Source organism: Achromobacter sp. 18P8.1.1, assembly GCF_057799415.1.
This window is the reverse complement of the sequence record NZ_JBYOKH010000043.1, coordinates 24,683-47,120: the sequence shown is the minus strand read 5'-3', so window position 1 is coordinate 47,120 and position 22,438 is coordinate 24,683. Positions and strand designations below refer to the sequence as shown.

The 22,438-nt window shown below is 65.8% G+C and carries 18 protein-coding genes; 11 read left to right on the top strand and 7 right to left on the bottom strand.

All coding sequences use genetic code 11. The features are described 5' to 3' along the window. The first annotated feature begins 13 nt into the window (after positions 1-13). From AC27VE_RS23115 to AC27VE_RS23085, 7 genes are all read left to right on the top strand, one after another. A complete protein-coding gene (locus AC27VE_RS23115) occupies positions 14-847 on the top strand; it encodes a branched-chain amino acid ABC transporter permease (protein WP_088588392.1) in 834 nt (277 codons plus the stop codon). Continuing rightward, positions 840-2,657 carry an ABC transporter permease subunit gene (locus AC27VE_RS23110; protein ID WP_488705090.1) on the top strand — a complete coding sequence of 606 codons (1,818 nt, stop codon included), beginning with the start codon at positions 840-842 and terminating at the stop codon, positions 2,655-2,657. The genes AC27VE_RS23115 and AC27VE_RS23110 overlap by 8 nt, the downstream gene beginning before the upstream one ends. Then, entirely contained in the window at positions 2,654-3,367 is a 714-nt protein-coding gene (locus tag AC27VE_RS23105; RefSeq protein WP_315134963.1) for an ABC transporter ATP-binding protein, read from the top strand. The genes AC27VE_RS23110 and AC27VE_RS23105 overlap by 4 nt, the downstream gene beginning before the upstream one ends. A 61-nt stretch (positions 3,368-3,428) precedes the next feature. Continuing rightward, on the top strand, positions 3,429-4,592 hold the full coding sequence (locus AC27VE_RS23100; protein WP_488705089.1) for a transporter substrate-binding domain-containing protein: 1,164 nt from the start codon (positions 3,429-3,431) through the stop codon (positions 4,590-4,592). A gap of 2 nt (positions 4,593-4,594) precedes the next feature. Further along, positions 4,595-5,230, top strand: a complete 636-nt coding sequence (locus AC27VE_RS23095; protein ID WP_315134959.1) for an ANTAR domain-containing response regulator — start codon at positions 4,595-4,597, stop codon at positions 5,228-5,230. Between the two features lie 25 nt (positions 5,231-5,255). Further along, positions 5,256-6,755, top strand: coding sequence for a M81 family metallopeptidase (locus AC27VE_RS23090; protein WP_006227396.1), 1,500 nt, complete (start codon positions 5,256-5,258; stop codon positions 6,753-6,755). Positions 6,756-6,792: 37 nt separating this feature from the next. Next, complete coding sequence (locus AC27VE_RS23085; protein ID WP_488705088.1) at positions 6,793-7,524, top strand: pseudouridine synthase; 732 nt, start codon at positions 6,793-6,795, stop codon at positions 7,522-7,524. 87 nt (positions 7,525-7,611) lie between these two features. Here the strand turns inward: AC27VE_RS23085 and AC27VE_RS23080 are convergent, their stop codons facing one another. Next, on the bottom strand, positions 7,612-8,517 hold the full coding sequence (locus AC27VE_RS23080; RefSeq protein WP_006227398.1) for a LysR family transcriptional regulator: 906 nt from the start codon (positions 8,515-8,517) through the stop codon (positions 7,612-7,614). A 285-nt stretch (positions 8,518-8,802) separates the two neighbouring features. On the opposite strand from AC27VE_RS23080, the gene AC27VE_RS23075 reads away from it, so the two are divergent. The 3 genes from AC27VE_RS23075 to adeC are packed head-to-tail and all read left to right on the top strand — an operon-like array spanning position 8,803 to position 14,647. Further along, complete coding sequence (locus tag AC27VE_RS23075) at positions 8,803-9,978, top strand: efflux RND transporter periplasmic adaptor subunit (RefSeq protein ID WP_280028630.1); 1,176 nt, start codon at positions 8,803-8,805, stop codon at positions 9,976-9,978. 14 nt (positions 9,979-9,992) lie between these two features. Next, positions 9,993-13,172, top strand: a complete 3,180-nt coding sequence (locus AC27VE_RS23070) for an efflux RND transporter permease subunit (protein ID WP_006227400.1) — start codon at positions 9,993-9,995, stop codon at positions 13,170-13,172. After that, on the top strand, positions 13,172-14,647 hold the full coding sequence (adeC, locus tag AC27VE_RS23065; protein ID WP_488705087.1) for an AdeC/AdeK/OprM family multidrug efflux complex outer membrane factor: 1,476 nt from the start codon (positions 13,172-13,174) through the stop codon (positions 14,645-14,647). Before AC27VE_RS23070 ends, adeC begins: the two co-directional genes overlap by 1 nt. Positions 14,648-14,822: 175 nt before the next feature. On the opposite strand, the gene AC27VE_RS23060 is transcribed toward adeC, so the two are convergent. Both AC27VE_RS23060 and AC27VE_RS23055 read right to left on the bottom strand, forming a co-directional pair. Then, positions 14,823-15,074: a GlsB/YeaQ/YmgE family stress response membrane protein gene (locus AC27VE_RS23060; RefSeq protein WP_088588384.1), complete on the bottom strand. Its 252-nt coding sequence runs from the start codon at positions 15,072-15,074 to the stop codon at positions 14,823-14,825. A 136-nt stretch (positions 15,075-15,210) separates the two neighbouring features. Next, positions 15,211-15,825 carry an SCO family protein gene (locus AC27VE_RS23055; RefSeq protein WP_488705086.1) on the bottom strand — a complete coding sequence of 205 codons (615 nt, stop codon included), beginning with the start codon at positions 15,823-15,825 and terminating at the stop codon, positions 15,211-15,213. Between the two features lie 284 nt (positions 15,826-16,109). Between AC27VE_RS23055 and AC27VE_RS23050 the strand changes: the two genes are divergently transcribed. After that, on the top strand, positions 16,110-16,850 hold the full coding sequence (locus tag AC27VE_RS23050) for a methyltransferase domain-containing protein (protein WP_488705085.1): 741 nt from the start codon (positions 16,110-16,112) through the stop codon (positions 16,848-16,850). A gap of 42 nt (positions 16,851-16,892) precedes the next feature. Here the strand turns inward: AC27VE_RS23050 and AC27VE_RS23045 are convergent, their stop codons facing one another. From AC27VE_RS23045 to AC27VE_RS23030, 4 genes are all read right to left on the bottom strand, one after another. Next, the gene (locus AC27VE_RS23045) at positions 16,893-18,959 is read right to left on the bottom strand and encodes a M3 family metallopeptidase (protein WP_488705084.1); all 2,067 of its coding nucleotides are present in this window, start codon (positions 18,957-18,959) and stop codon (positions 16,893-16,895) included. Between the two features lie 173 nt (positions 18,960-19,132). After that, a complete protein-coding gene (gene folD, locus AC27VE_RS23040; protein ID WP_006227406.1) occupies positions 19,133-19,984 on the bottom strand; it encodes a bifunctional methylenetetrahydrofolate dehydrogenase/methenyltetrahydrofolate cyclohydrolase FolD in 852 nt (283 codons plus the stop codon). After that, positions 19,981-20,607, bottom strand: a complete 627-nt coding sequence (locus AC27VE_RS23035) for a response regulator transcription factor (protein ID WP_006219003.1) — start codon at positions 20,605-20,607, stop codon at positions 19,981-19,983. Before AC27VE_RS23035 ends, folD begins: the two co-directional genes overlap by 4 nt. Beyond that, on the bottom strand, positions 20,604-22,358 hold the full coding sequence (locus AC27VE_RS23030) for a PAS domain-containing sensor histidine kinase (RefSeq protein WP_006227407.1): 1,755 nt from the start codon (positions 22,356-22,358) through the stop codon (positions 20,604-20,606). The genes AC27VE_RS23035 and AC27VE_RS23030 overlap by 4 nt, the downstream gene beginning before the upstream one ends. Between the last annotated feature and the right edge of the window lie 80 nt (positions 22,359-22,438).

The following is a 22,438-nucleotide window of genomic DNA, read 5'->3' as shown; positions in this document are numbered from 1 at the left end:
GCCGGAGATCGATATGGGTTTGCTGCTGGACATCTTGAGCACGGCCGCCATGCTGTTCATCGTGACGTCGGGGCTGATGATCATCTTCGGCGTGATGAAGATCGTCAATTTCGCGCACGGGGCGATTCTTACGCTGGGAAGCTATGCCAGCCTGGTCGTGACGCAGTTGGGCCTGAACCCCTGGGTGGCCCTGCCGTTCGCGTTGGCGGTCGGCGTGCTGGTGGGCATGGGCGTTGAACGCCTGATCGTGCAGCCGCTGTACAAGCGGCCGTTGGACGCGATCCTGGCCACGTGGGGGCTGGGCATCGTGATCGGGCAGCTCATCACCGTGGCATTCGGGCGCGAAGTGCAGTTCGTGGATTCGCCGATCCAGGGCGCCGTGTCCTTTCTGGGCACGGAGTACTCGGCGTACCGCCTGTTCCTGGTGCCCGGGGCGCTGCTGATCTACGCCGCCATGACGCTGCTGCTGAACGGCACCCGCTTCGGCGTGCGGACCCGCGCCGTGATCATGAACGAGGACCTGGCGCGTGGCCTGGGCATCAACGCCGAGCGCATACGCTTCACGACCTTTGGCCTGGGGGCGGGGTTGGGCGCGCTGGCCGGCGCGCTGATCACGCCGTTGTCCAGCGTCGATCCGAACATGGGCCTGCCGTGGCTGGTCAGCGCCTTCATGTTGGTCATGGTGTCGGGCCATTCGATCACTGCATTGCTCCTGACCTGCCTGGTCTATGGCGCTTGCCAGGTGCTGGTGAGCATTTTCGTCAGCCCGATCCTGGGCGGCGTGACCATCGCCGTATTGGCCGCGCTGACGCTGCGCCTGCGCCCCCAAGGATTCGCCCATGACTGACCATACGCTTGCCCAAGACGCGCAGGCGGCCTCCGTGCCGGCCTCGCGCTCGCCGCGCGGCCAGGGACTGCCGTGGCTGGCGGCCATGTGCCTCGCCCTTACCGTGGCCGGCCCCTGGCTGTTCGACACCTACTTGCTCAACGTGCTGATCAAGGCGCTGTTTTTTGCGATGGCGGCCGTGACGGTGGATGTGCTGTGGGGCTACACCGGCCATCTGACGTTCGGCCAGTCTGCCTTTTTTGGCGTGGGTGCCTATGCCGCCGGCCTGGCCTTCACGCATTATGGGTTTTCGCCCGGCACCGCTGCGCTGGCCGCGTTGGCGGCGGTGGGTACCGCGGCGCTGCTTGCGCTGGTGACGGGGTGGCTGTCGTTCTATCGGGGGGCGTCGCCATTCTTCGCGACGGTCATCTCGCTGGTGCTGCCCATCGTGCTGATGCAGCTGGTGTTGGCCGGCGGCACCTATACCGGGTCGTCGTCCGGCCTGACGGGCTACGAGACTTTCGACCTGTCTCTTGAGGCCTGGTATGTGATTGCGGCGGGAACGCTGTCGGTGGTGGCCTTGCTGGCGTGGGTCGTGGTGCGCAGCGACGGCGGGCGCATCCTGGTGGCGCTGCGCGACAACGAATCGCGTTGCAGCTACCTGGGCCTGAACACCGCCCACTGGCGCATTGTGCTGCTGGTGGTGTGCGGCGCCGTGGCCAGCCTGGCGGGGTTCGGCTATGGCGCATTCAGCGGCGTGGTGGCGCCGGAGCTGACAGGATTCGTGTTCGGCACGGAGTTGATCATCTGGGTGGCGCTGGGCGGACGCGGCACCATCTGGGGCCCTGTACTGGGCGCCATCCTCATCAATGTGGCGGGCTCTTACCTGAGCGGGAACCTGCCGTTCCTGTGGCAATTGCTGCTGGGCGTGACGTTCATCCTGGTGATCCTGCTGTTGCCGCGCGGGCTGTTGCCGTTGCTGACGGCGCCGTTCCGGCGGCGCGGCGCGGCAGCTCCCGTGCCCACGCTTGGTGTGCGCACCGGGCAGCCGCAACCGGCCAGCGGGGCATCGTGGGCCTTGAACCTGTCTGGCGTGGCCAAGCGCTTCGGCAGCCTGAAGGTGCTGGAAGGCATCGACCTGCGGGCTAAAGGCGGTGAACTGGTGGGCCTGATCGGCCCCAACGGCGCGGGCAAGACCACGCTGATGCGTTGCATTGCCGACGGCGCCGAACGGTCCGAAGGCGATCTGGAGCTATACGGCCACCGGGTCCTGCGGGACGGTCCGGAGCAATGCGTGCGCTACGGCCTGGGGCGCAAGTTCCAGAACGCCAACGTGTTCGACACGATGACGGTGGCCGAAAGCCTGCGCATCGCCACGACACTGCGCGAGCAGCCTTCGTGGTGGCGCCGCGCGTCCACGTTGGACCTGCCGCCTTACGCGCTGGAAGTGCTGCGCGTGACGGGGCTGGACCAATGCCTGGGCAGCGTGGCCCGCGACCTGTCACACGGGCAGCAACAGGCGCTGGAACTGGCGATGGTGCTGGCGCTGGAGCCGCGCATCGTGCTGATGGACGAGCCTACGGCGGGCCTGTCGAAGGCTGAGCGCGCGCAGATCGGCCAGATGCTGTCGTCGCTGGCGCACAAGTACGGGCTGTGCTGCCTGCTGGTGGAGCATGATCTGGACTTCGTGAAGGAAGTGGCGACGCGGATCGTCGTCTTGCATCAGGGTCGGATCGTCATGGACGGGAGCTTCCGCGACGTCGTGGAATCCGAACTGGTGCGTACCATCTACGCGGGCAGCGCGCAGGCTGCGCAAGGAGCAGGGCAATGACGGGTACTGCGCCGGCATTACGCCTGGACGGCGTGTCCAGCGGCTACAAGGGCTCGGTGGTGCTGAACGATGTTTCCCTGTCGGTCGAGCGCGGCGCCTGCGTGGCGCTGCTGGGCAAGAACGGCATGGGCAAAAGCACGCTGCTCAAGACCATCATGGGCTACCTGCCCAAGTTGCGGGGGCGCGTCAGTGTGGGCGGGGTGGACGCCACGCGCTTGCGCCCGCACGAGGTGGCGCGCTGCGGCGTCGCCTACGCGGCGCAGGAACAGCCTCTGTTTCCCGACCTGAGCATCCGCGACAACTTGCGGCTGGGCCTGCCGAACGAGAAACTCTTCGACGAGCGCTTCGCCGACATTACCGAGCTGTTCCCGGTGTTCGGGACGCGGCTGCGCCAGCACGCCGGCACCTTGTCGGGCGGAGAGCAGAAGATGCTGCTGGTGGCGCGCGGACTGATGCAGCGGCCCGAACTGCTGTTGCTGGATGAAATCACCGAAGGGCTGCAACCCTCGGTGATCGAACGGCTGGGCCGCGCCCTGAACTGGGAGCGCGAACGGCGCGGAACGTCGATGTTCATCGTCGAGCAGAACGTGGCTTTCGCGCTGGACGTGGCCGACCGCTATCTGGTGCTCAAGCAGGGCGCCATCGTGGACGCAGGCGACGCTGGTGCGCCCCAGGCCATCGGCAATATCATTGACCATCTCAAGGTATGAACGCCGCCATTTCGGGTTCCTCCCTGGCCGGCACGCTGGATTCACGCTCAAGGACGTCATCATGACCTCGCTCCAGGACAAGGACGCAGAACGGCCCGGCTGGCGCATTGGCGTGCTCTATTCGCGCAGCGGCGTGACGGGCACGACCGAATCGCAGCATTTCTTCGGGACGGTGCTGGCCGTGGAGGAGATCAACGCCTTGGGCGGCGTGCTGGGGCGGCCGCTGGAACCCGTGGTGTACGACCCGCGCAGCGATGCCGAGGAATACCGGCGCCTGGCGGCCCGCCTGCTGCTGGACGACGAAGTCAGCGTCATCTTCGGCGGTTGCACCTCGCATTGCCGCAAGGCGATGCTGCCCGTCGTGGAGCGCACCAATTCCTTGCTGTGGTACGGCTCGGTGTACGAGGGCTTCGAGTATTCGCCCAACGTCATCTACACCGGCGCGGCGCCCAATCAGGGCAGCATGCAACTGGCCGCCTACCTGATCCAGAACTGCGGATCGCGCATTTTCCTGGTGGGGGCGGACTATATCTATCCACGCGAAACCAACCGCATCATGCGCGAGACCGTGGAGGAGCACGGCGGCGAGATCCTGGACGAAACCTATCTGCCCTTGGGCTGCGACGAAAGCGACATCATCGACGTCGTGGCGGACATCCGCCTCATCCAGCCCGATGTGGTCTTCTCCACGCTGATCGGCGCGGACGCGCAGCGCTTCTACCAGCGCTATCACGAGGCCTGCCAGCAGGCGGGGGCGCAGACGGCCCACATTCCCATCGCCAGCCTGACCATGGCGGAGTCCGAGGTCGCCGAGATCGGGCCGCAACGCTGCGTGGGCCACATCACCGCCGCCACCTATTTCAATACCGTCGATACGCCCGCCAACCAGCATTTCCTGGCGCGCTGGCGCGAGCGCTTCGGCGAGCATCCCGCCAGCGTCTATGCCGAAACCTGCTACAGCCAGGTGCACCTGTTCGCGCGCGCCCTGCAGCGGGTGGGCAGCATGGACACGCGCAAGCTCGTGCGGGCGGTGCATCAGGTCCAGTTCGACGCGCCGGACGGGCAGATGTCCATCCTGGCGGAGAACAACCACTGCGTACTGACGCCGCGCATCGGCGTATGCCGGGCGGACGGGCGGTTCGACATCGTCTGGGAAAGCGACCAGCCGGTGAAGCCGGACCCCTATCTGACGGCGTTCGGTCTGGACGATTTCTGGTTGAAATGAGCATGGACCATAGCCTACGCCGCCTCTATGAGGACCTGCGCAGTGTGGCCGTCGCGGTGGTGTACCCGCCCGGCGAAGACCGCGACGTGCTGGTCGAGCAACTCAAGCGCATCGGTTGCCGCATCCATTTGCATTGGCCATTCCCGGACGCCGCGCCCGCCGGTGCGGACGTGATTTTCTTCCAGGTGTCGCAGTGCGTGCAGAACAGCTCCGCGTGGTCGGCCAGCGAAGTCGAGGCCACCTTGATCGCGCTGTCTGAATACGAAACCCCCACGACGCTCAAGCAATTGCTGAAGACCAACGCGCACGGCGTGTTGACGCGGCCGTTCCGCTCGGCCGGCATCTTGAGCACGCTGGTGCTGGCGCGCTCGGCCAAGCAGTTCCAAAGCCGGCAGCAGGTCAAGATCGACAAGTTGGAAAACACCATCAAGGCGCGGCGCGTCATTGAGAAGGCGATCCGCGTGCTGATGGACCATCAGCGGCTGGACGAGCGCGCGGCCTATGAACACATGCGCACCCGCGCCACCGGGCTGCGCGTCAGCGTGGCTGAAGTCGCCGCCATGATCATCGAGGCCAGCGAGGCCATGGAAAAGCTTGGCCTGGGCGGCTCGCGCCCGGGGTCGGGGCAAAACGGCTAAGTGCCGGCCAGCAAAGAGGAAAACAATGAAAGTCATGATCGCCCGCCTGAACCACGAGACCAATACGTTCTCGCCCGTGCCCACGCCGCTGGCCGCGTTCGGCAACGACGGCCCCGCTTTCGGCGCGCAGGCCTACGAGGACAACAAGGGCAAGCGCACGGCCATGTCGGCTTTCATCGACCTCGCGGAGGCGAACGGGGCGTCGCTGGTCACGCCGGTTTCGGCCACCGCCTATCCTAGCGGCCGGGTGGATGCGGCCGCCTATCGCACGCTTTGCGATGCGATCGTGGCCGGCGCGCGAGGGTGCGGCGCGATCCTGCTGGATCTGCACGGCGCCATGGCGGTCGAAAGCACCGATGACGGCGAAGGCGACCTGCTGGAGCGCCTGCGCCAGCAGACACCCGACGTGCCGATCGCGGTGGCGCTGGACCTGCATGGCAACGTCACGCCCAAGATGATGGCCAACGCCGACGTGATCGTAAGCTTCAAGACCTATCCCCACGTGGACATGTACGAGACCGGCGAACACGCGGGACGCATCCTGTTCGGCTGGCTCAACGGCGGGCCGCGCCCGGTGATGGCGTGGCGCCGCCTGCCGTTGATGACCCACACGTTGCGCAGCGCCACGGCCGAAGGCGCCATGCGCGATGCCGTAGAGGCGGCCCGGCGTGCCGAGGCCGCCGGCATGCTGGGCGTGTCGGTGCTGGCCGGGTTCGCCCTGGCCGACATTCCCGCGCCATGCCTGAGCGTCGTGGTGGTGGGCGCGGGCGAACAGGCGCAGGCCGAGCAGGCGGCTACCGAGATGGCACAGGGCATCTGGGCGGCGCGTGACGGCTTCTTCTACGACAGCGAACCCCTGGCCGATTCCCTGGCCCGGGCCGCCGAACTGGCGGGCGGCGCCAGCAAGCCGGTGTTGTTGCTGGACCATGGCGACAACTGCATGTCCGGGGGCACGTGCGACACCATGGAGGTCCTGATGGCCGCGGTCGACGCCGGGCTGACGGGCATCGTCGCGGGCCTGTATTGTGACCCCGAGGCGGTGGCGGCGCTGACGACGGCGGGCGAGGGCGCGCGGGTCGAGATCCTGGTAGGCAACAAGCGGCCCATCCCGGCGATCGGCCGCCCCGCGGCGCCGGTACGGCTGCGGGGCGTGGTCGGGGCGGTGACGGACGGCCAGTACGTCATCACGGGGCCGACGTATACCGGCCAGACCGCCTGCATGGGCCGTAGCGCGGTGCTGGACATCGGCGCCGCCAAATTGGTGATCACGGAGCGCACGCACGAACCCTGGGACCTGGGCGTGTTCGAAAGCATGGGGCTGGACCCGCGCCAGGCCCGCTTCGTCCTGGTGAAGTCCCGGATGTACTGCCGCCCGGTCTTCGAACCGATCTCGCAGGCGCTGGTGGAATGCGGTAGCGCGGGCGTCACCAGTTCGGACTTCTCGCTCTTTCCCTACGAGCGCCGGCGCCGTCCGCTCTATCCGCTGGAACCCATGGCGCCGTCCGACTACGATCCGGCGGCTTGAGCGGCAGGCCGGTTGGCGTCCGCATACAATACCGGCCATGGAAAAAGTACGCATCTCCAAGCTCATGTCCGAGCGCGGACTCTGCTCGCGCCGCGAGGCCGACAGCTATATCGAACGCGGCTGGGTCCGCGTGGACGGCGACGTGGTGTCAGAACTGGGCGCCCGAGCCTATCCCGACCAGGTGATCACGCTGGAGCGCGCCGCGCAGGCGCGCCAGACCTCGCGCGTCACCATCCTGATCAACAAGCCGGTGGGTTATGTGTCCGGCCAGGCCGAAAAGGGCTACACGCCCGCCGTGGCGCTGATCGATTCCCGCTCGCGCTTTGCGGGCGACCGGTCGCCGCAGCGTTTCGAACGCGCCCATCTGGACGGGCTGGCCGTGGCCGGCCGGCTGGACATCGATTCCCAAGGCCTGCTGGTGCTGACGCAAGATGGCCGCATCGCCAAGCACTTGATTGGCGAAGATTCCAGCGTCGACAAGGAATATCTGGTGCGCGTCCAGGGCGACCTGACGGACCACGGGCTGGAACTCCTGAATCACGGCCTGTCGCTAGACGGCCGCGCGCTCAAGCCCGCCCATGTGCGCTGGCAGAACCACGACCAGCTGCGGTTTGTGCTGCGCGAGGGAAAGAAGCGCCAGATCCGCCGCATGTGCGAACTGGTGGGCCTGAAGGTCGTGGGCTTGAAGCGCGTGCGCATCGGCCGCGTGTCGCTGGGGGATCTGCCCCTGGGCCAATGGCGCTATCTGCGCGACGACGAAGGGTTTTGACCCCTATTTATTCTTAACGCTGCGGCCATTTCGGCTTGCAGACCCTGTGGATGGCGGCAGATTTTTCAATCTGTTTCCGCGACCCCGCTAAGTCATGAAAGCGGGGGTATCCTTCGCTTGCCCGTCGCTGCCCAGGCGCTCCATCAGGAATTCGATGAAGATCCGGGTCTTGGCGGGCAGGAGCCGGGTTTCGGTGACCGCGTAGACAGGGAAGGGCCCCAGTTGCCAATCCGGCAACACCCGCCGTAACTGGCCGGACTGCTGTTCTGCCGTCTGGCCGCCGACCAGCACCGCGATGCCCGCGCCCAGCATGGCCAGTCGGCGCGCCATGGCCACGCCATTGACCGAAAACCGGTTGCCCGGGGTGAATTCGATGTGCTGGTCGCCGTTGGACAACGGCCAGCGAGTCACGCGGCCAGCGCCTTCGGCGCGGAACTCGATGCACTCGTGGCGGGTCAAGTCACTGGGGTGCCGGGGTTCGCCGTGCTTGTCCAGGTAGTCGTGCGAGGCATAGAGGTGGGCCGGCAGCATGCCCAGCAGCCTTGCGATTTGCGTCGAGTCGGGCAGGTCGCCGATTTCGATGGAGATGTCGCAGGTCTGGAACACGCGGGACGCGTGGTCCGGATTGGCCAGATCCAGGAAAAACGTGACGTCGGGATAGCGGCGGGAGAACTCCATGAACGATTCAGCCAGGAAGTCCGTGCCGAAATCCGCAGGCATGTTCACCCGCAGCGGCCCGGTTGGCGTATCGACGAGTTTCTGCAGTTCTTCGTGGGCGATCTGCGCTTCGGCCACGATGCGCTGGCAGCGCTCGAAGTACAGCCGTCCGGCGTCGGTCAGCTCCACTTTTCGCGTCGTGCGGCTGAGCAGCCGCAGGCCAACGGATCGTTCCAGTTCGGCCACCTGGCGAGACAAGGTCGACTTGGGGACACCCAGCGTCGCCGCCGCGCGGCTAAAACTGTGCGTCTTGGCCACTTCTACGAAGAGTTCCATGCCTTGTAAGCGTTTCATGGCGAGATTCTGTCACATGCGAGGGTCTTGGAATTGTCCCATAAATGGAATGATGTTTTCTTAATGTGCCCCTTTGTTTCCAGGGCGGGATAACGCAGAATGCGTGTTCTGCAATGCAGCAATGCGATAAAGCCCACCTTGCGTATTCAACGCGAATCCACCCAGTCGATGCGCATGACCCGCCCTAGCCGCGAAAGCGAGCATGGCGTGGGGGCATAACTTTTTTGTCAGAATTCGGGAATGCAATCTATGAATAAGAAAAGCGCTATGTGGCGCAGCGCGGCGGTTGTCACGCTGACGGCATCGGCTCTCACCTTGGCCGCTTGCGGCAAGAAGCAAGACGCGCCGCAGGCGGGCAAGCCGCAAGTCTCGGTCGTGACCCTGACCACGCAGCCCGTTTCCCTGACCACCGAATTGCCGGGCCGTACGTCCGCATTCCGCGTTGCCGAAGTCCGGCCCCAGGTCAACGGCATTGTCCAGAAGCGCCTGTTCACCGAGGGCGGCGAGGTCAAGGCGGGCGAACAGCTCTATCAGATCGACCCCGCGCTCTACCAGGCCAGCGTCGACAGCCAGAAGGCGGCGCTTGCTCGCGCCCAGGCGCAGCAGAAAACCGCCGCCTTGCTGGCCGAACGTTACAAGCCGCTGGTGGCCACGCGCGCCGTCAGCCAGCAGACCTATGACAACGCCGTCGCCTCGCGTGACCAAGCCGCCGCCGACGTGATGTCGGCCAAGGCCGCGCTGGACACGGCGCGCATCAACCTGGTCTACACCAAGGTGTTGTCACCGATCGACGGCATCATCGGCCGGTCGTCCGTGACCGAAGGTGCGCTCGTCACGGCCAACCAGACCGGCGCGTTGGCTGCAGTGCAGCAAATTGACCCGATCTATGTCGACGTGACCCAGTCCAGCGTCCAGCTGCTGCGTTTGCAAGACGCGCTGGCCAGCGGCCAGCTGAAGAAGGCCGATGGCGAACAGGCTGCGCTGGTGACGCTGACGCTGGAAGACGGCTCGCAATACAAGCAGACCGGCAAGCTCCAGTTCTCGGAAGTGACGGTGGACCAGGGCACGGGCTCGATCACGCTGCGCGCGGTGTTCCCGAACCCGGACCGCCGCCTGCTGCCGGGCATGTTCGTGCGCGCCCGCCTGGCTGACGGCGTGGCCGCCGACGGCCTGCTGGTTCCGCAACGCGGCGTGACGCGCAACCAGCGCGGCCTGCCGACGGCGCTGGTGGTCAATGCCAAGAACCAAGTCGAATTGCGTGAATTGAAGACCGACCGCGCCATTGGCGACAAGTGGCTGGTCACCGACGGTCTGGCCGCCGGCGACAAGGTCATCGTGGAAGGTCTGCAAATGGTGCGGCCGGGCGTCGAAGTCGTCGCCACCGAAGCCGGCGCCAACGCGCAGCAGCCGCAGGCGGCGAACGCCGCGCCGGCCAAGCAGTAATCAGGGAGCCATGCATGGCAAAGTTTTTTATCGATAGGCCGGTTTTCGCCTGGGTGATCGCGATCGTGCTGATGATGGCCGGCGCGCTGTCCATCCTGCAATTGCCGGTCTCCCAATACCCCAACATCGCGCCGCCGGCCATCGGCATCGCGGTGACCTACCCGGGCGCGTCCGCGCAGACGGTGCAGGACACCGTGGTGCAGGTGATCGAACAGCAGATGAACGGGCTGGACGGCTTGCAGTACATCTCGTCGGAAAGCAACTCCGACGGCAGCATGTCCATCACGCTCACCTTCAAGCAAGGCACCAACCCGGACACGGCGCAGGTGCAGGTGCAGAACAAACTGGCGCTGGCGCAGCCGCTCTTGCCGCAGGAAGTGCAGCAGCAAGGCATTCGCGTCACCAAGGCCACGAAGAACTTCCTGATCGTGGCGGGCTTCGTGTCCACCGACGGCACGATGACCAAGGACGACCTGGCCGACTACGTCGCGTCCTACGTCCAGGATCCGATCAGCCGCACGCAGGGCGTGGGCGACTTCCAGCTGTTCGGCTCGCAGTACGCGATGCGCATCTGGTTGGACCCCGCCAAGCTCGTCAACTACGGGTTGACCACGGTCGACGTGGTGGCGGCGATCAAGGAACAGAACGTGCAGGTGTCGTCCGGCCAGCTGGGCGGCCTGCCGTCCGTGCGCGGGCAGCAGTTGAATGCCACCATCATCGGGCCGTCGCGCCTGGAGAAGGCTGAAGACTTCGGCCGCATCCTCCTGAAGGTCAATGCCGACGGTTCGCAAGTGCGCCTGGGCGATGTCTCGCGCATCGAACTCGGCGGCCAGACCTACGCGATCGACAGCTTCTACAACGGCAAGCCCGCCTCGGGACTGGCAATCAAGCTGGCGCCGGGCGCCAACGCGCTGGATACGGCGCAGGCGGTGCGCGACACCATCAACAACCTGAAGCCGTATTTCCCGCCGGGCATGGACGTCGTCTATCCGTACGACACGACGCCGTTCGTCAGCCTGTCGATCCATGAAGTGTTCAAGACGCTGGTGGAAGCCATCATCCTGGTCTTCCTGGTGATGTACCTGTTCCTGCAGAACTTCCGCGCCACCATCATTCCCACGCTGGCCGTGCCGGTGGTGCTGCTGGGCACGTTCGGCGTGCTGGCCGCGTTCGGCTATTCCATCAACACCTTGACGATGTTCGGCATGGTGCTGGCCATCGGCCTGCTGGTGGACGACGCGATCGTGGTGGTCGAGAACGTCGAGCGGGTGATGGCCGAAGAGGGCCTGACACCCAAGCAGGCCACCCGCAAGTCCATGGGCCAGATCACTGGCGCGCTGATCGGCATCGCCATGGTGCTGGCCGCCGTGTTTATCCCGATGGCGTTCTTCGGCGGCTCCACGGGTGTGATCTACCGCCAGTTCTCGATCACCATCGTGTCCTCGATGGTGCTGTCGGTGCTGGTGGCCATCGTCTTCACGCCGGCCTTGTGCGCGACCTTGCTCAAACCCATCCCGAAAGGCCATCACGGCACGAAGAAGGGCTTTTTTGGCTGGTTCAACCGCACGTTCGAACGCAGCAGCAACGGCTATGCCAACAGCGTGGCGCGCGGCCTGAACCGCACCAAGCGCCTGATGGTGGTGTACCTGGCGCTTGTCATCGCCATGGGCTGGCTGTTCACGCGCATCCCGACGGCGTTCCTGCCGGCTGAAGACCAGGGCATTCTGTTTGCCCAGATCCAGACGCCGGCCGGCGCCACCGCGGAAGCCACCAAGGCCGTGATCGACGACGCCACGAAGTATCTGCTGACCGAAGAAAAGGACGCCGTGACCTCGGTGTTCGCGGTCAACGGCTTCAACTTCGGCGGCCGCGGCCAGAACGCGTCCATCCTGTTCATCAAGCTGCGCGACTGGGAAGAACGCGGCGACGCGAAACTGAAGGCCGGTGCCGTCGCGGCGCGCGCCAACGCGCATTTCGCCAAGACCGAACGCCGCGCGCAACTGTTCGTGGTGCCGCCGCCGTCCGTGATGGAACTGGGCAACGTGACGGGCTTTGACTTCCAGCTGATGGACCGCGCTGGCGTGGGCCATGAAAAGCTGCTTGCCGCGCGCAACCAGTTGCTGGGCGAGGCCGGGAAAAGTCCGGTGCTGATCGGCGTGCGCCCCAACGGCATCGAAGACGCGCCGCAGTACCAGCTGGACATCGATCGCGAGAAGGCACGCGCGCTTGGCGTGGCCGTGTCGGACATCAACAGCACGCTTGCCACCGCCTGGGGGTCGTCGTATGTCAACGACTTCATCGACCGCGGCCGCGTGAAGAAGGTGTTCGCGCAGGGCGAGGCGTCTTCGCGCATGCTGCCGGAAGACCTGAACAAATGGTACGTGCGCAACAACGCGGGCGACATGGTGCCGTTCTCGGCGTTCTCGAAAGCGACGTGGAGCTTCGGTCCGCAGAAGCTGAACCGCTATAACGGCGTGCCGTCCTACAACATCCAGGGCCAGGCGGCGCCGGGCTACAGCTCGGGCGCGGCCATGGACGAGATGGAACGGCTGGCGGCCAAGCTGCCCGTGGGCGTGGGCTTCGAATGGACGGGCCTGTCCTTCGAAGAACGCCTGTCGGGTTCGCAAGCACCGGCGCTGTACGCGATTTCGCTGATCGTGGTGTTCCTGTGCCTGGCGGCGCTGTATGAAAGCTGGTCCATCCCGACCGCGGTCATGCTGGTGGTGCCGCTGGGGATCATCGGCGTGCTGCTGGCAACCTTGATGCGGGGCTTGTCCAACGACGTGTACTTCCAGGTGGGGCTGCTCACCACAGTGGGGCTGGCGGCCAAAAACGCCATCCTGATCGTGGAGTTCGCCAAGGAGCACTTCGAGGCGGGCGCCAGCCTGACGGAATCGGCCATTCACGCCGCCCGCCAGCGCCTGCGTCCGATCCTGATGACGTCCCTGGCGTTCATCCTGGGCGTGACGCCGCTGGCGATCTCGTCGGGCGCCGGTTCCGGCAGCCAGAACGCCATCGGCACGGGCGTGATCGGCGGCATGCTGACCGGTACGTTCCTGGCCATTTTCTTTGTCCCCGCGTTCTTCGTGATCATGCTGCGCATGTTCAAGGTCAAGCGCATGAGCGAAAACCGCGACAAGCACGACACCAGCGCCAACGGCCCGCAGGAAGTGTCCGCCGAAGGACAACCGTAATGAAACTTCAGATGAGAACCTTATTGTCTGTTTCCCTGGCGGCGGCCCTGGCGGGCTGCTCGCTGGCCCCGACGTACGAGCGGCCGGACGCGCCGGTCGACGCCGCCTATCCCACCGGCCCGGCCTATAAGGCGGACGGTTCGCAAGCGGCGCAAGGGATGTCCACGGCCGATATCGGCTGGCGCGACTTCTTCGGCGACCCGCTCTTGCAACAGCTGATCGAGCTGTCGCTGGCGAACAACCGCGACTTGCGCGTGGCGGCCCTGAACGTGGAAGCGGCGCGCGCGCAGTACCGCATCCAGCGTGCCGATCTGATGCCCAGCGTGGGCGTCGCCGGCCAGGAGTCGGCGCAACGCACGCCCGCGGACCTGTCGCCAAGCGGCCGCGCCACGACCAGCCACAGCTACCAGGTGGGCGCCGCCATGTCCGCCTGGGAGCTGGACCTGTTCGGCCGTATCCGCAGCCTGAGCGACAAGGCGCTGGAATCCTATCTGGCGCTGGACGAAACCCGTACGGCGACCCAGCTCACGCTGATCGCCGAGGTGGCCAATGCCTATCTGACGTTGCGCGCCGACCAGGAACTGTTGAGCCTGACGCGCGATACGTTGAAGAGCCAGGAGGATTCCTTCAAGCTCACCCAGCAAAGCTATGACCAGGGCCTGTCCACCGCGCTGGACCTGAGCCAGGCCGAAGTGTCGCTGCGCACCGCCCAGCGCAACCTGTCGCAATACACGCGCCAGGCCGCGCAGGACCGCAATGCGCTGACGCTGCTGGTGGGTCAGCCCATGTCGCCCGAGATCTCGGCGGCGCTGGAGCAGGCCACCAAGCTAGACGACGGCATGCTGCCGACCACCTTGCCCGCCGGCCTGCCGTCCGACCTGCTGGCTCGTCGCCCGGACATCCGCGCCGCCGAGCACCAGTTGAAGGGTGCCAACGCCAATATCGGCGCGGCACGTGCGGCGTTCTTCCCGACCATCAGCCTGACCGGGCAGGCGGGCACCGCCAGCGCCAGCCTGGGCGGCCTGTTTGACGGCGGTTCGGGCGCCTGGAGCTTCGTGCCCCAGATCACCGTGCCGATCTTCGCGGGCGGCTCGCTGCTGGCCGGGTTGGACTTGGCGAAGGTGCAGAAGAACATCCAGGTTGCGCAGTACGAAAAGTCCATCCAGACGGGCTTTCGCGAAGTGGCGGACGCCCTGGCCGGCCGCGGCACGCTGGACGACCAGATCCAGGCGCAACGCCTGCTGGTGGACGCCAACCAGCGTGCCTACGACGTGTCCGACCAGCGTTTCCGCCAAGGCATCGACGACTACCTGAGCGTGCTGGATTCGCAACGTTCGCTGTACAGCGCGCAACAGGCGCTGGTGGACACGCGCCTTGCCCGCCTGTCGAACCTGGTGACCTTGTACAAGGTGCTGGGCGGCGGCTGGACCGAGCGTACGGCCACCGCGCAAGCTACACCGGCCACCGGTTCGTAGGATGGGTGAAGCGCGAGAGCCCTTGGCGAAGCACTCGCTTGCCCAGGGCGCGCAACCCATCAAACGGCGATGGCGCAATGGCCGATCCGGCCAAGAACCCATCGCCGCATAGGCAAGAAAAAACGGGCCGATCTTTCGATCGGCCCGTTTTCTTTGATGCTTGCCTAGCGGAACGTCAGGCTCGCTTCTTGGCGATCATGCCAACCACGAACAGCACGATGATGGCGCCCACGACCGATGCGATCCAGCCGGCGGGTTCGCCTTCCGCGTACCAGCCCATCGTCTGGCCCAGGAATCCGGCGACCACAGCGCCCACGATGCCCAGGATGGTGGTCATGATGATGCCCATGTTCTGGTCTCCGGGCATGATGGCCCGGGCGATCAGGCCCACGATGAACCCGACGATGATCATGATGATGAAGCTCATGCGCGTACTCCTTACTAGGGGAAAAAGGGGCAATGTGCACTGATGATACTCACGCTCCGAATCGCCCCGCTGTAACAACTGGTATGTGGCGCACGCCCGCAACATGTTGCGGCGCATTGTTGCAGCCCGCCCTGGGTCAGGAGGTCAGGTCGATCAGTTGGCGCACATCCTTGGTCAGGGCTTCGATGCTGTCGGTGTCCGAGGCCAGCAGGCGCGCGCGGCCTTTTTTGTCGAAAATGTACACGCCGCGGCTGTGCGTCACTTCATACATGTCGGCGTCGTCGCCGGGCCGGGGTTTTTCGATCTGGTAGGCGACGCGGTAACGGCGGGCCAGGTCGGCGATCTGCTTTTCGTCCCCGGTCACGCCAATGGCGTTGTTGTTGAACGCGTTGACGTAGGCCTGCAGGATGTCGGGCGTGTCACGGTGCGGATCCACGCTGACGAACAGGATGCGCACGTCGCGGGCCTTGTCGCCCAGGTTCTGCAGCACGGCGGTCAATTGCGCCATGGTGGTGGGGCAGATGTCCGGGCAACTGGCGTAGCCGAAGAACAGCAGTACCGTCTTGCCCTTGAGGTCGTCGCTGCTGACCGTCTTGCCGCCCGCGCCGGGCAGCGAGAATTTCAGGTCGGGCAGGTGGCCCTTCACGTTGTAGAGCGTCCAATCGACATTCCGGTCGCCGCACGCGGCAAGCAATACGCACAAGGCCAGCAGCAAGCCACGCCAGGCGCGGCCGGTAATGAGGTGTCGCATAAGTCCAGGGGCCGAAAGGGTTGGAAGGGGAAAGCCCGGCAAACCTGTCGATTCTACCCGCAAGCCCCGGGCAGGGCGGCGCGCCCCAGGCCATTGGCGCGGTGCCGCCAGCACGCTTCTTGTCCTGGCGCAAACTTCTGGTGCGAGAAAGGGCACGGGCCGACTTGTGAAGCTTTGTCTGAATATTGTTGGAGAACTGGCAAATTCGCCCCGCCGGGCCATACCGGCGCACTACATTCAGGGCCTTGTCAGTGCAGTGTTTCAGGGAAGCTTCGAACGTGGACATGGCCGTGGGCACCGCCCTTCGTTATCCGTACTATCCGTATTACCCGGTGGTGGTGGACATCCTGCGCAGCCGGGTCGCCGATCGGGTGCTGGACGCCCCTTGCGGGCTAGGCTGGCTGGGCGACACGCTGCCCGGCGCCAGCGGCCGGCAGGTAGTGCTGGACGGCGTGGGGCTGTGGGAATTTCCGCCGGCAAGCGCGGGCTATCGTTCCGTGACCGAACACGACCTGGAAACGCCGCTGGCTGTTTCTCAGGAGTACGACGCAGCCGTCTGCTGCGAGGCCATCCACCTGCTGACCAATCCGGGCGTGCTGGTCCAAAGCTTGCACCGTGCGCTGCGTCCTGGCGGCACGTTGATCCTCACCACGCCGAACACCTGGAATCTGCGCTCGCGCTTTCAGTTCCTGATACGCGGGTTCCACTCGGGCTTCCGCCCCATGGTGGGCCGCCAGCGCGGTGCGGACTACATCACGTATTTCCCTTGGAGCTTTCCGCAGCTGCATCTGCTGCTGTCGCACTATGGTTTCGTGGACATCACGCTGCACGAGGTCGACGAGGTCAAGCCCAAGCGGAGGATCGAGCACTTGCTGGCCGTGCCGTCGCAGTTGTACTACCGGCAGCGGATCAAGCGCGCGGAAACCGAGGAAATCCGCGATTTCTGGAAGCAGGCGGCGTCCAGGCAGTCGGTGCACGGACGCTGGCTGGTCGTATCGGCGCGCAAGCCGGCGGACCAAAAATAACGGCCCGCACGCGGCGGGCCGTTTCAGGGAAAGACCCGGGCTTTAGTTGCCGCTCATGCCGCTATGGCGCAGCAGGGCGTCGATGCGCGGCGCGCGGCCGCGGAAGGCCGCAAACGATTCCGCTGCCGGACGCGAGCCGCCCACCGCCAGCACTTCGCGGCGGAAGCGCGCGCCGGTTTCCGGATCCAGCGTGCCCAGGGCGTTGCCGGCCTGCTTGGCTGCCGCTTCCTCGAAGGCTTCGTACGCGTCGGCGGACAACACTTCCGCCCACTTGTAGCTGTAGTAGCCCGCGCCGTAGCCGCCTGCGAACAGGTGCGAGAAGGCGTGCGGCAAGCGATGCCATGCCGGCGGGAACAGCACCGCCACTTCCTGGCGCACTTCTTGCAGCAGCGCCAGCACTTCGGCGATGGTGGCGCCCTTCGCGCGGTCGTGCATCAGCATGTCGAACAAGGCGAACTCGATCTGGCGCACGGTCTGCATGCCGCTCTGGTAGTTGCGGGCAGCCACCAGGCGGTCGTAGAGCGCGCGCGGCAGGGCTTCGCCCGTGTCCACATGGGCCGACAGCTTTTGCACTACCGCCCATTCCCAGCAGAAGTTCTCCATGAACTGCGACGGCAGTTCGATGGCGTCCCATTCCACGCTGGCGAAGGCCGCGGCGCCCGGTTCGTCCACTTCGGACAGCAGTGCGTGCAAGGCGTGGCCGGTTTCGTGGAACAGGGTGATGACGTCGTCATGCGTCAGCACGGCGGCGCGGTCGCCATTGGGGCGCGAGAAATTGCAGGTCAGGTAGACCACCGGCGTCTGCACGCGGCCAGCCACGACGCGGCGCGTGCGCTCGCTGTCGACCCAGGCGCCGCTTTGCTTGCCGGAGCGCGCATACAGGTCCAGGTACAGGTAGCCGATCAGGTCGCCCGTGGGGCTTTCCACGCGCACGCCGCGGGCATCGCTGTGCCAGGTGGACACCGGCGTTTCCGTCAGGCGCACGTCGAACAGTTTTTCGATGACTTCATACAGGCCTGCCAGCACGCGCGGCTCGGTGAAGTACTGCTTCACCTCGTCTTCGGAATAGGCGTAGCGCGATTCGCGCAGGCGCTCCGAGGCGAAGGCTACGTCCCAGGGCTGCAGCCCGTCCAGGCCCAGTTCGCCGGTGGCGTAGGCGGTCAGTTCGGCCAGGTCGCGTTGGGCGTAGGGCTTGGCGCGGGCGGCCAGGTCGCGCAGGAAGACGGTCACTTCGCGGGCGTCGCGGGCCATGCGGGTCTGTAGGCGCAGCGCGGCGAAAGTGCCCAGGCCCAGCAGGCCGGATTCCTCGGCGCGCAGCGACAGGAGTTCTTCTATCAGCGGAGAATTGTCGAACTGGCCGTCGCCATGTTCGGACGCCACGGTGCCATAGCCGCGGTACAGCGCTTCACGCAGCGAGCGGTCTTGCGCGTACTGCATGACGGGCAGGTAGCACGGCATCTTCAGCGTCAGCTTCCAGCCCGGCTTGCCGTCTTCCTCGGCGGCGGCGCGGGCCGCGGACAGGACATCGGCCGGGATGCCGGCCAGACGGGCTTCGTCTTCGACCAGCAGCGACCAGGCGTCGATGGAATCCAGCACGTTTTCCGAGAACTTCTGCGAGGCTTGCGCCTCGCGGTCAGAGATCTGGGCGTAGCGCTCGCGGTCGGCGCCCTGCAGTTCGACGCCGCTCAAGCGGAAGTCGCGCAGCGCCATCTCGACGATGCGGCGGCGCACCGGCGACCACGACGCGAAATCGGGGGCGGCGGCCAGGCGTTGGTATTGCTGGTACAGGCCTTCGTGCAGGCCGACCCAGGTCGAGAACTCGGTAATCAACGGCAGGGCGGCGTTATAGGCTTCGCGCAGCTCTGGCGTGTTGACGACCGCGTTCAGATGGCCCGCCACCGACCAGGCGCGCCACAGGCGCTCGGAGGCGGTGTCCAGCGGTTCCACCACGGCTTCCCAGGTGGGCGCCAGCGCGGCATCGGCGGCGTGGTCGACGGCCTGGCGGGCGATGCCCAGCAATTCCTCGATGGCGGGCACGATATGCCCGGGCTTGACGGCCGCATAGTCGACCAGATCGGAGACGGGAGCGAGCAGGGGGTTCTGGGTCATGGTGTTACCGGCGTGAGCAATAGCGGGCGGCGCGCGGGGCATGCACCCGGGCGCCGACGGAGGTCATAGGGATCAGGTAGGGGCGATCCGCCCGAATGCAAGGGCGCAAGGGCGCCCCAAGGGGGCGGCAGGGGCGCGTCCGGGCGGGAGCCGCCCGGACTGCCCGGCGGGGATCAGGCGGCAGCCCGTTCCGCGGCTTCAACCGTATTGACCAGCAGCATGGCGATGGTCATGGGGCCCACGCCGCCGGGGACGGGGGTGATGGCGCCGGCCACTTCGCGGGCGGAAGCGAAGTCCACGTCGCCGCACAGCTTGCCGTCGTCGCCGCGGTTGATGCCCACGTCGATGACGACCGCGCCGGGCTTGATCATGGAGCCGTCGATCATGCCGGGCTTGCCCGTGGCAACCACCAGGACGTCGGCGCGGCGCGTCTGGGCCGCCAGGTCGCGCGTCTTGGAATTGCAGATCGTGATGGTGGCGCCGGCTTGCAACAGCAGCATGGCCATCGGCTTGCCGACGATGTTGCTGGCGCCGACGATCACGGCTTCAGCGCCGCGCAGCGTCACGCCTTCCGATTCCAGCATCTTCATCACGCCATACGGCGTGCAGGGGCGGAACAGCGGCTGGCCGGTCATGAGCAGGCCGGCGTTGCTGATATGGAACCCGTCCACGTCCTTCTCGGCCGCGATGGCTTCGATGACCTTGTGCGAATCCATGTGCTTGGGCAGGGGCAATTGCACCAGGATGCCGTGGATCGTCGGGTCCTGGTTCAGGACGGCGATGCGGGCCAGCAGTTCGGCCTCGGTCATCTCGGCGGGGTACTGTTCCTTGACGGAATGCAGGCCGGCCTTCTCGCAGGCGGCAACCTTGTTGCGCACGTACACCTGAGACGCGGGGTCCGCACCCACCAGCACCACGGCCAGGCCGGGGCGGGTGCCCTTGGCGGCCAGGGCGGCGACGCGCTGGGCGACTTCTTCGCGAATGCGCAGCGACAGTGCTGCGCCATCGATAATCCTAGCGGTCATGCGTGGGCCTCGGGTTTGGCCAAGGCCACTTTCATCAAATCAGCAACGGTAGTCACTTCCAGTTTTTCCATAATGTTGGCGCGATGCGCCTCGACGGTCTTGATGCTGATGCCCAGGTCGTCGGCGATCTGCTTGTTCAAGCGGCCGGCGACGATGCGCTCCAGCACCTGCTGCTCGCGCGCGGTCAGGCGCGCCAGCATGGCTTCGTGATCCTTCTGGGCCTGATGCTTGCTGACGCGTTGCGTGGCCTGTTCCAGCATGCGCGCGACGATCTCGCGCAGGTCGGACTCGTTGAAGGGCTTTTCCAGGAAGTCGACCGCGCCTTTCTTCATCGTGGACACAGCCATGGGCACGTCGCCGTGGCCGGTGATGAACACGATGGGCAGCGGCGCGTTGCGGGCGATCAGTTGTTCCTGGAGTTCCAGCCCGCTCATGCCCGGCATGCGCACGTCGGCGATCAGCACGCCGATCTGGCTGGCGTCGTAGTCTTCCAGGAAGGATTCCCCGCTGGCATAGGCGCGAACGCGGTAGCCATTGGCTTCCAGCAGCCAGCGCAACGAATCGCGGACCGCTTCGTCGTCGTCAACAATAAATACCGTGCTCGACAGGTGGGGCGTGTTCATGCGTGCAACTCCTCGGACTGATCATTCTGGGCCTGCGTCTGGGACGCAGCGCAGGGCAGGGTAAAGCGGAAAATAGTACCGCCGGCGGGGTTGGGGTCCGCCCACAGGCGGCCGTGGTGCGATTCGATAATGGTACGGCAGATATTCAGCCCCATGCCCAGGCCCTGGGATTTGGTGCTGAAGAAAGGTTCGAACAGGCGCTCGGGCTCGGCCAGGCCATGGCCGCGGTCCACCACGGCGACTTCGATGTGCTGATCGTGCAGGATGACCGCCACCTTGAGCTCGTCGGACTCGCTCTTTTCCATGGCTTCCAGCCCGTTCTTCAGCAGGTTCAGCAGCACCTGCTCGATCAGGATCGGGTCGGCCAGCACGTCCGGGGCGTTCGAGGGCACGAAGCTGTCGATGCGGATGCGGCGCTTGCGGGCGTCGATTTCGGCAAAACCGATGGCATTGTCGACAATGCGGCCGATGGCCACGCGCTGGCGGCGCGGTTCGCTGCGCTTCACGAATTCGCGGATGCGGCTGATGATCTTGCCGGCGCGCTCGGCCTGGGACGCGGCTTTTTCCAGCGCCGGCAGCAGCATGTTGGGGCTGGTGTGGCCGGCCTTGACCAGGGCGACGGCGCCCATGCTGTAGTTGGCGATGGCGGTCAGCGGCTGGTTCAATTCGTGCGCCAGCGACGAGGCCATTTCGCCCATCGTCGTCAGGCGGCTGGTCAGCTGGATCTTCTCTTGCTGCACGCGGGACGCCTCTTCGTGGCCGCGGCGCTCGGTGATGTCGCGCGCGACCTGCATGCGCACCCGGCGGCCGTCGGTCCAGGCCAGCATCCGGTGGTGCACTTCGAACCAGCGCTGCACGGAGGGCGCGAACACTTCCACCGATTCGTCGGTGAAGCGGCCGCGGCGGCCGGCCAGCAATTCGTCGTGGCCGCCCGTCTGCGCGCCGAATACGCGGCGGTAGGTGCGGTTGGCGAACAGCAGTTCCAGGCCGTCATGGGTGTCGGCCGTCACCGAAATGGCGTCGTCCAGGCCTTCCAGCACCGTCATGAAGCGCTCGTGCGCGGCGGTGAGCGCCTCGCGGATGCGCTTGGGTTCGGTGATGTCCGTCATGGACGTCATCCAGCCGATCTGGTTGCCGTTGGGGTCCAGCAGCGGGGACACATACATGCGGGCGGTGAAGCGCGAACCGTCGCGGCGCTGGGCTTCGACTTCCAGGCCGCTGCTGGGCGTCTTGCCCGACATCAGCACGTCCAGGGTGTGCTGGTGCTGTTCGTGGCGGCCGGGCACCCAGTAGGGGAAGGGCGGGCTGCGGCCGATCAGGTCGGCCTCGTTCCAGCCGATCATGCGGCAGAACGCCGGGTTCACGTAGGCGATGCGGCCTTCCATGTCGAGCACGCGCATGCCGGTGGACATGGAGTTCTCCATGGCGCGGCGAAATCCCGTTTCGGCGATCAGCGCGGCCTCTGCAGAGGAACGGAAGCGGGTATAGCGCCACAGCATCAGCAGGCTGATGACGATCACGCAGGACAGGGCCAGCACCACCCAGATCAGGCGTTGCTGACGCATTTCCTGGTCGATCGTCACAAACATGACGCTATCGTCATGGATGCGTTGCAGCCAGAAGAACACCCCCATCACACAGATGTAGAGGATCAGCACCATGGCGGGCGTGACCCAATACACGCCGCGGCGGCGGGTGCGGGCGTGATCGTGGAACGGCGTAGGTATATTGGACTTGGGCGCGCTGGACATGGAATTCGGGCCAGATAGACCGCGCATTTTAGTGCGGGTTGGCATGGAATTGCCGGGAATCAACCCCGGCTTTTGGCGTA

Excerpts from the sequence above, each read along its gene's own strand:
- AC27VE_RS23115 (WP_088588392.1), top strand. The coding sequence starts at position 14 with ATGGGTTTGCTGCTGGACATCTTGAGCACGGCCGCCATGCTGTTCATC.
- folD (WP_006227406.1), bottom strand. The coding sequence starts at position 19,984 with ATGACCGCTAGGATTATCGATGGCGCAGCACTGTCGCTGCGCATTCGC.
- AC27VE_RS23055 (WP_488705086.1), bottom strand. The coding sequence starts at position 15,825 with ATGCGACACCTCATTACCGGCCGCGCCTGGCGTGGCTTGCTGCTGGCC.
- AC27VE_RS23035 (WP_006219003.1), bottom strand. The coding sequence starts at position 20,607 with ATGAACACGCCCCACCTGTCGAGCACGGTATTTATTGTTGACGACGAC.
- AC27VE_RS23070 (WP_006227400.1), top strand. The coding sequence starts at position 9,993 with ATGGCAAAGTTTTTTATCGATAGGCCGGTTTTCGCCTGGGTGATCGCG.
- AC27VE_RS23050 (WP_488705085.1), top strand. The coding sequence starts at position 16,110 with ATGGCCGTGGGCACCGCCCTTCGTTATCCGTACTATCCGTATTACCCG.
- AC27VE_RS23045 (WP_488705084.1), bottom strand. The coding sequence starts at position 18,959 with ATGACCCAGAACCCCCTGCTCGCTCCCGTCTCCGATCTGGTCGACTAT.
- AC27VE_RS23030 (WP_006227407.1), bottom strand. The coding sequence starts at position 22,358 with ATGTCCAGCGCGCCCAAGTCCAATATACCTACGCCGTTCCACGATCAC.
- AC27VE_RS23110 (WP_488705090.1), top strand. The coding sequence starts at position 840 with ATGACTGACCATACGCTTGCCCAAGACGCGCAGGCGGCCTCCGTGCCG.
- AC27VE_RS23095 (WP_315134959.1), top strand. The coding sequence starts at position 4,595 with ATGGACCATAGCCTACGCCGCCTCTATGAGGACCTGCGCAGTGTGGCC.
- AC27VE_RS23105 (WP_315134963.1), top strand. The coding sequence starts at position 2,654 with ATGACGGGTACTGCGCCGGCATTACGCCTGGACGGCGTGTCCAGCGGC.
- AC27VE_RS23060 (WP_088588384.1), bottom strand. The coding sequence starts at position 15,074 with ATGAGCTTCATCATCATGATCATCGTCGGGTTCATCGTGGGCCTGATC.
- adeC (WP_488705087.1), top strand. The coding sequence starts at position 13,172 with ATGAAACTTCAGATGAGAACCTTATTGTCTGTTTCCCTGGCGGCGGCC.
- AC27VE_RS23090 (WP_006227396.1), top strand. The coding sequence starts at position 5,256 with ATGAAAGTCATGATCGCCCGCCTGAACCACGAGACCAATACGTTCTCG.
- AC27VE_RS23100 (WP_488705089.1), top strand. The coding sequence starts at position 3,429 with ATGACCTCGCTCCAGGACAAGGACGCAGAACGGCCCGGCTGGCGCATT.
- AC27VE_RS23085 (WP_488705088.1), top strand. The coding sequence starts at position 6,793 with ATGGAAAAAGTACGCATCTCCAAGCTCATGTCCGAGCGCGGACTCTGC.
- AC27VE_RS23080 (WP_006227398.1), bottom strand. The coding sequence starts at position 8,517 with ATGGAACTCTTCGTAGAAGTGGCCAAGACGCACAGTTTTAGCCGCGCG.
- AC27VE_RS23075 (WP_280028630.1), top strand. The coding sequence starts at position 8,803 with ATGTGGCGCAGCGCGGCGGTTGTCACGCTGACGGCATCGGCTCTCACC.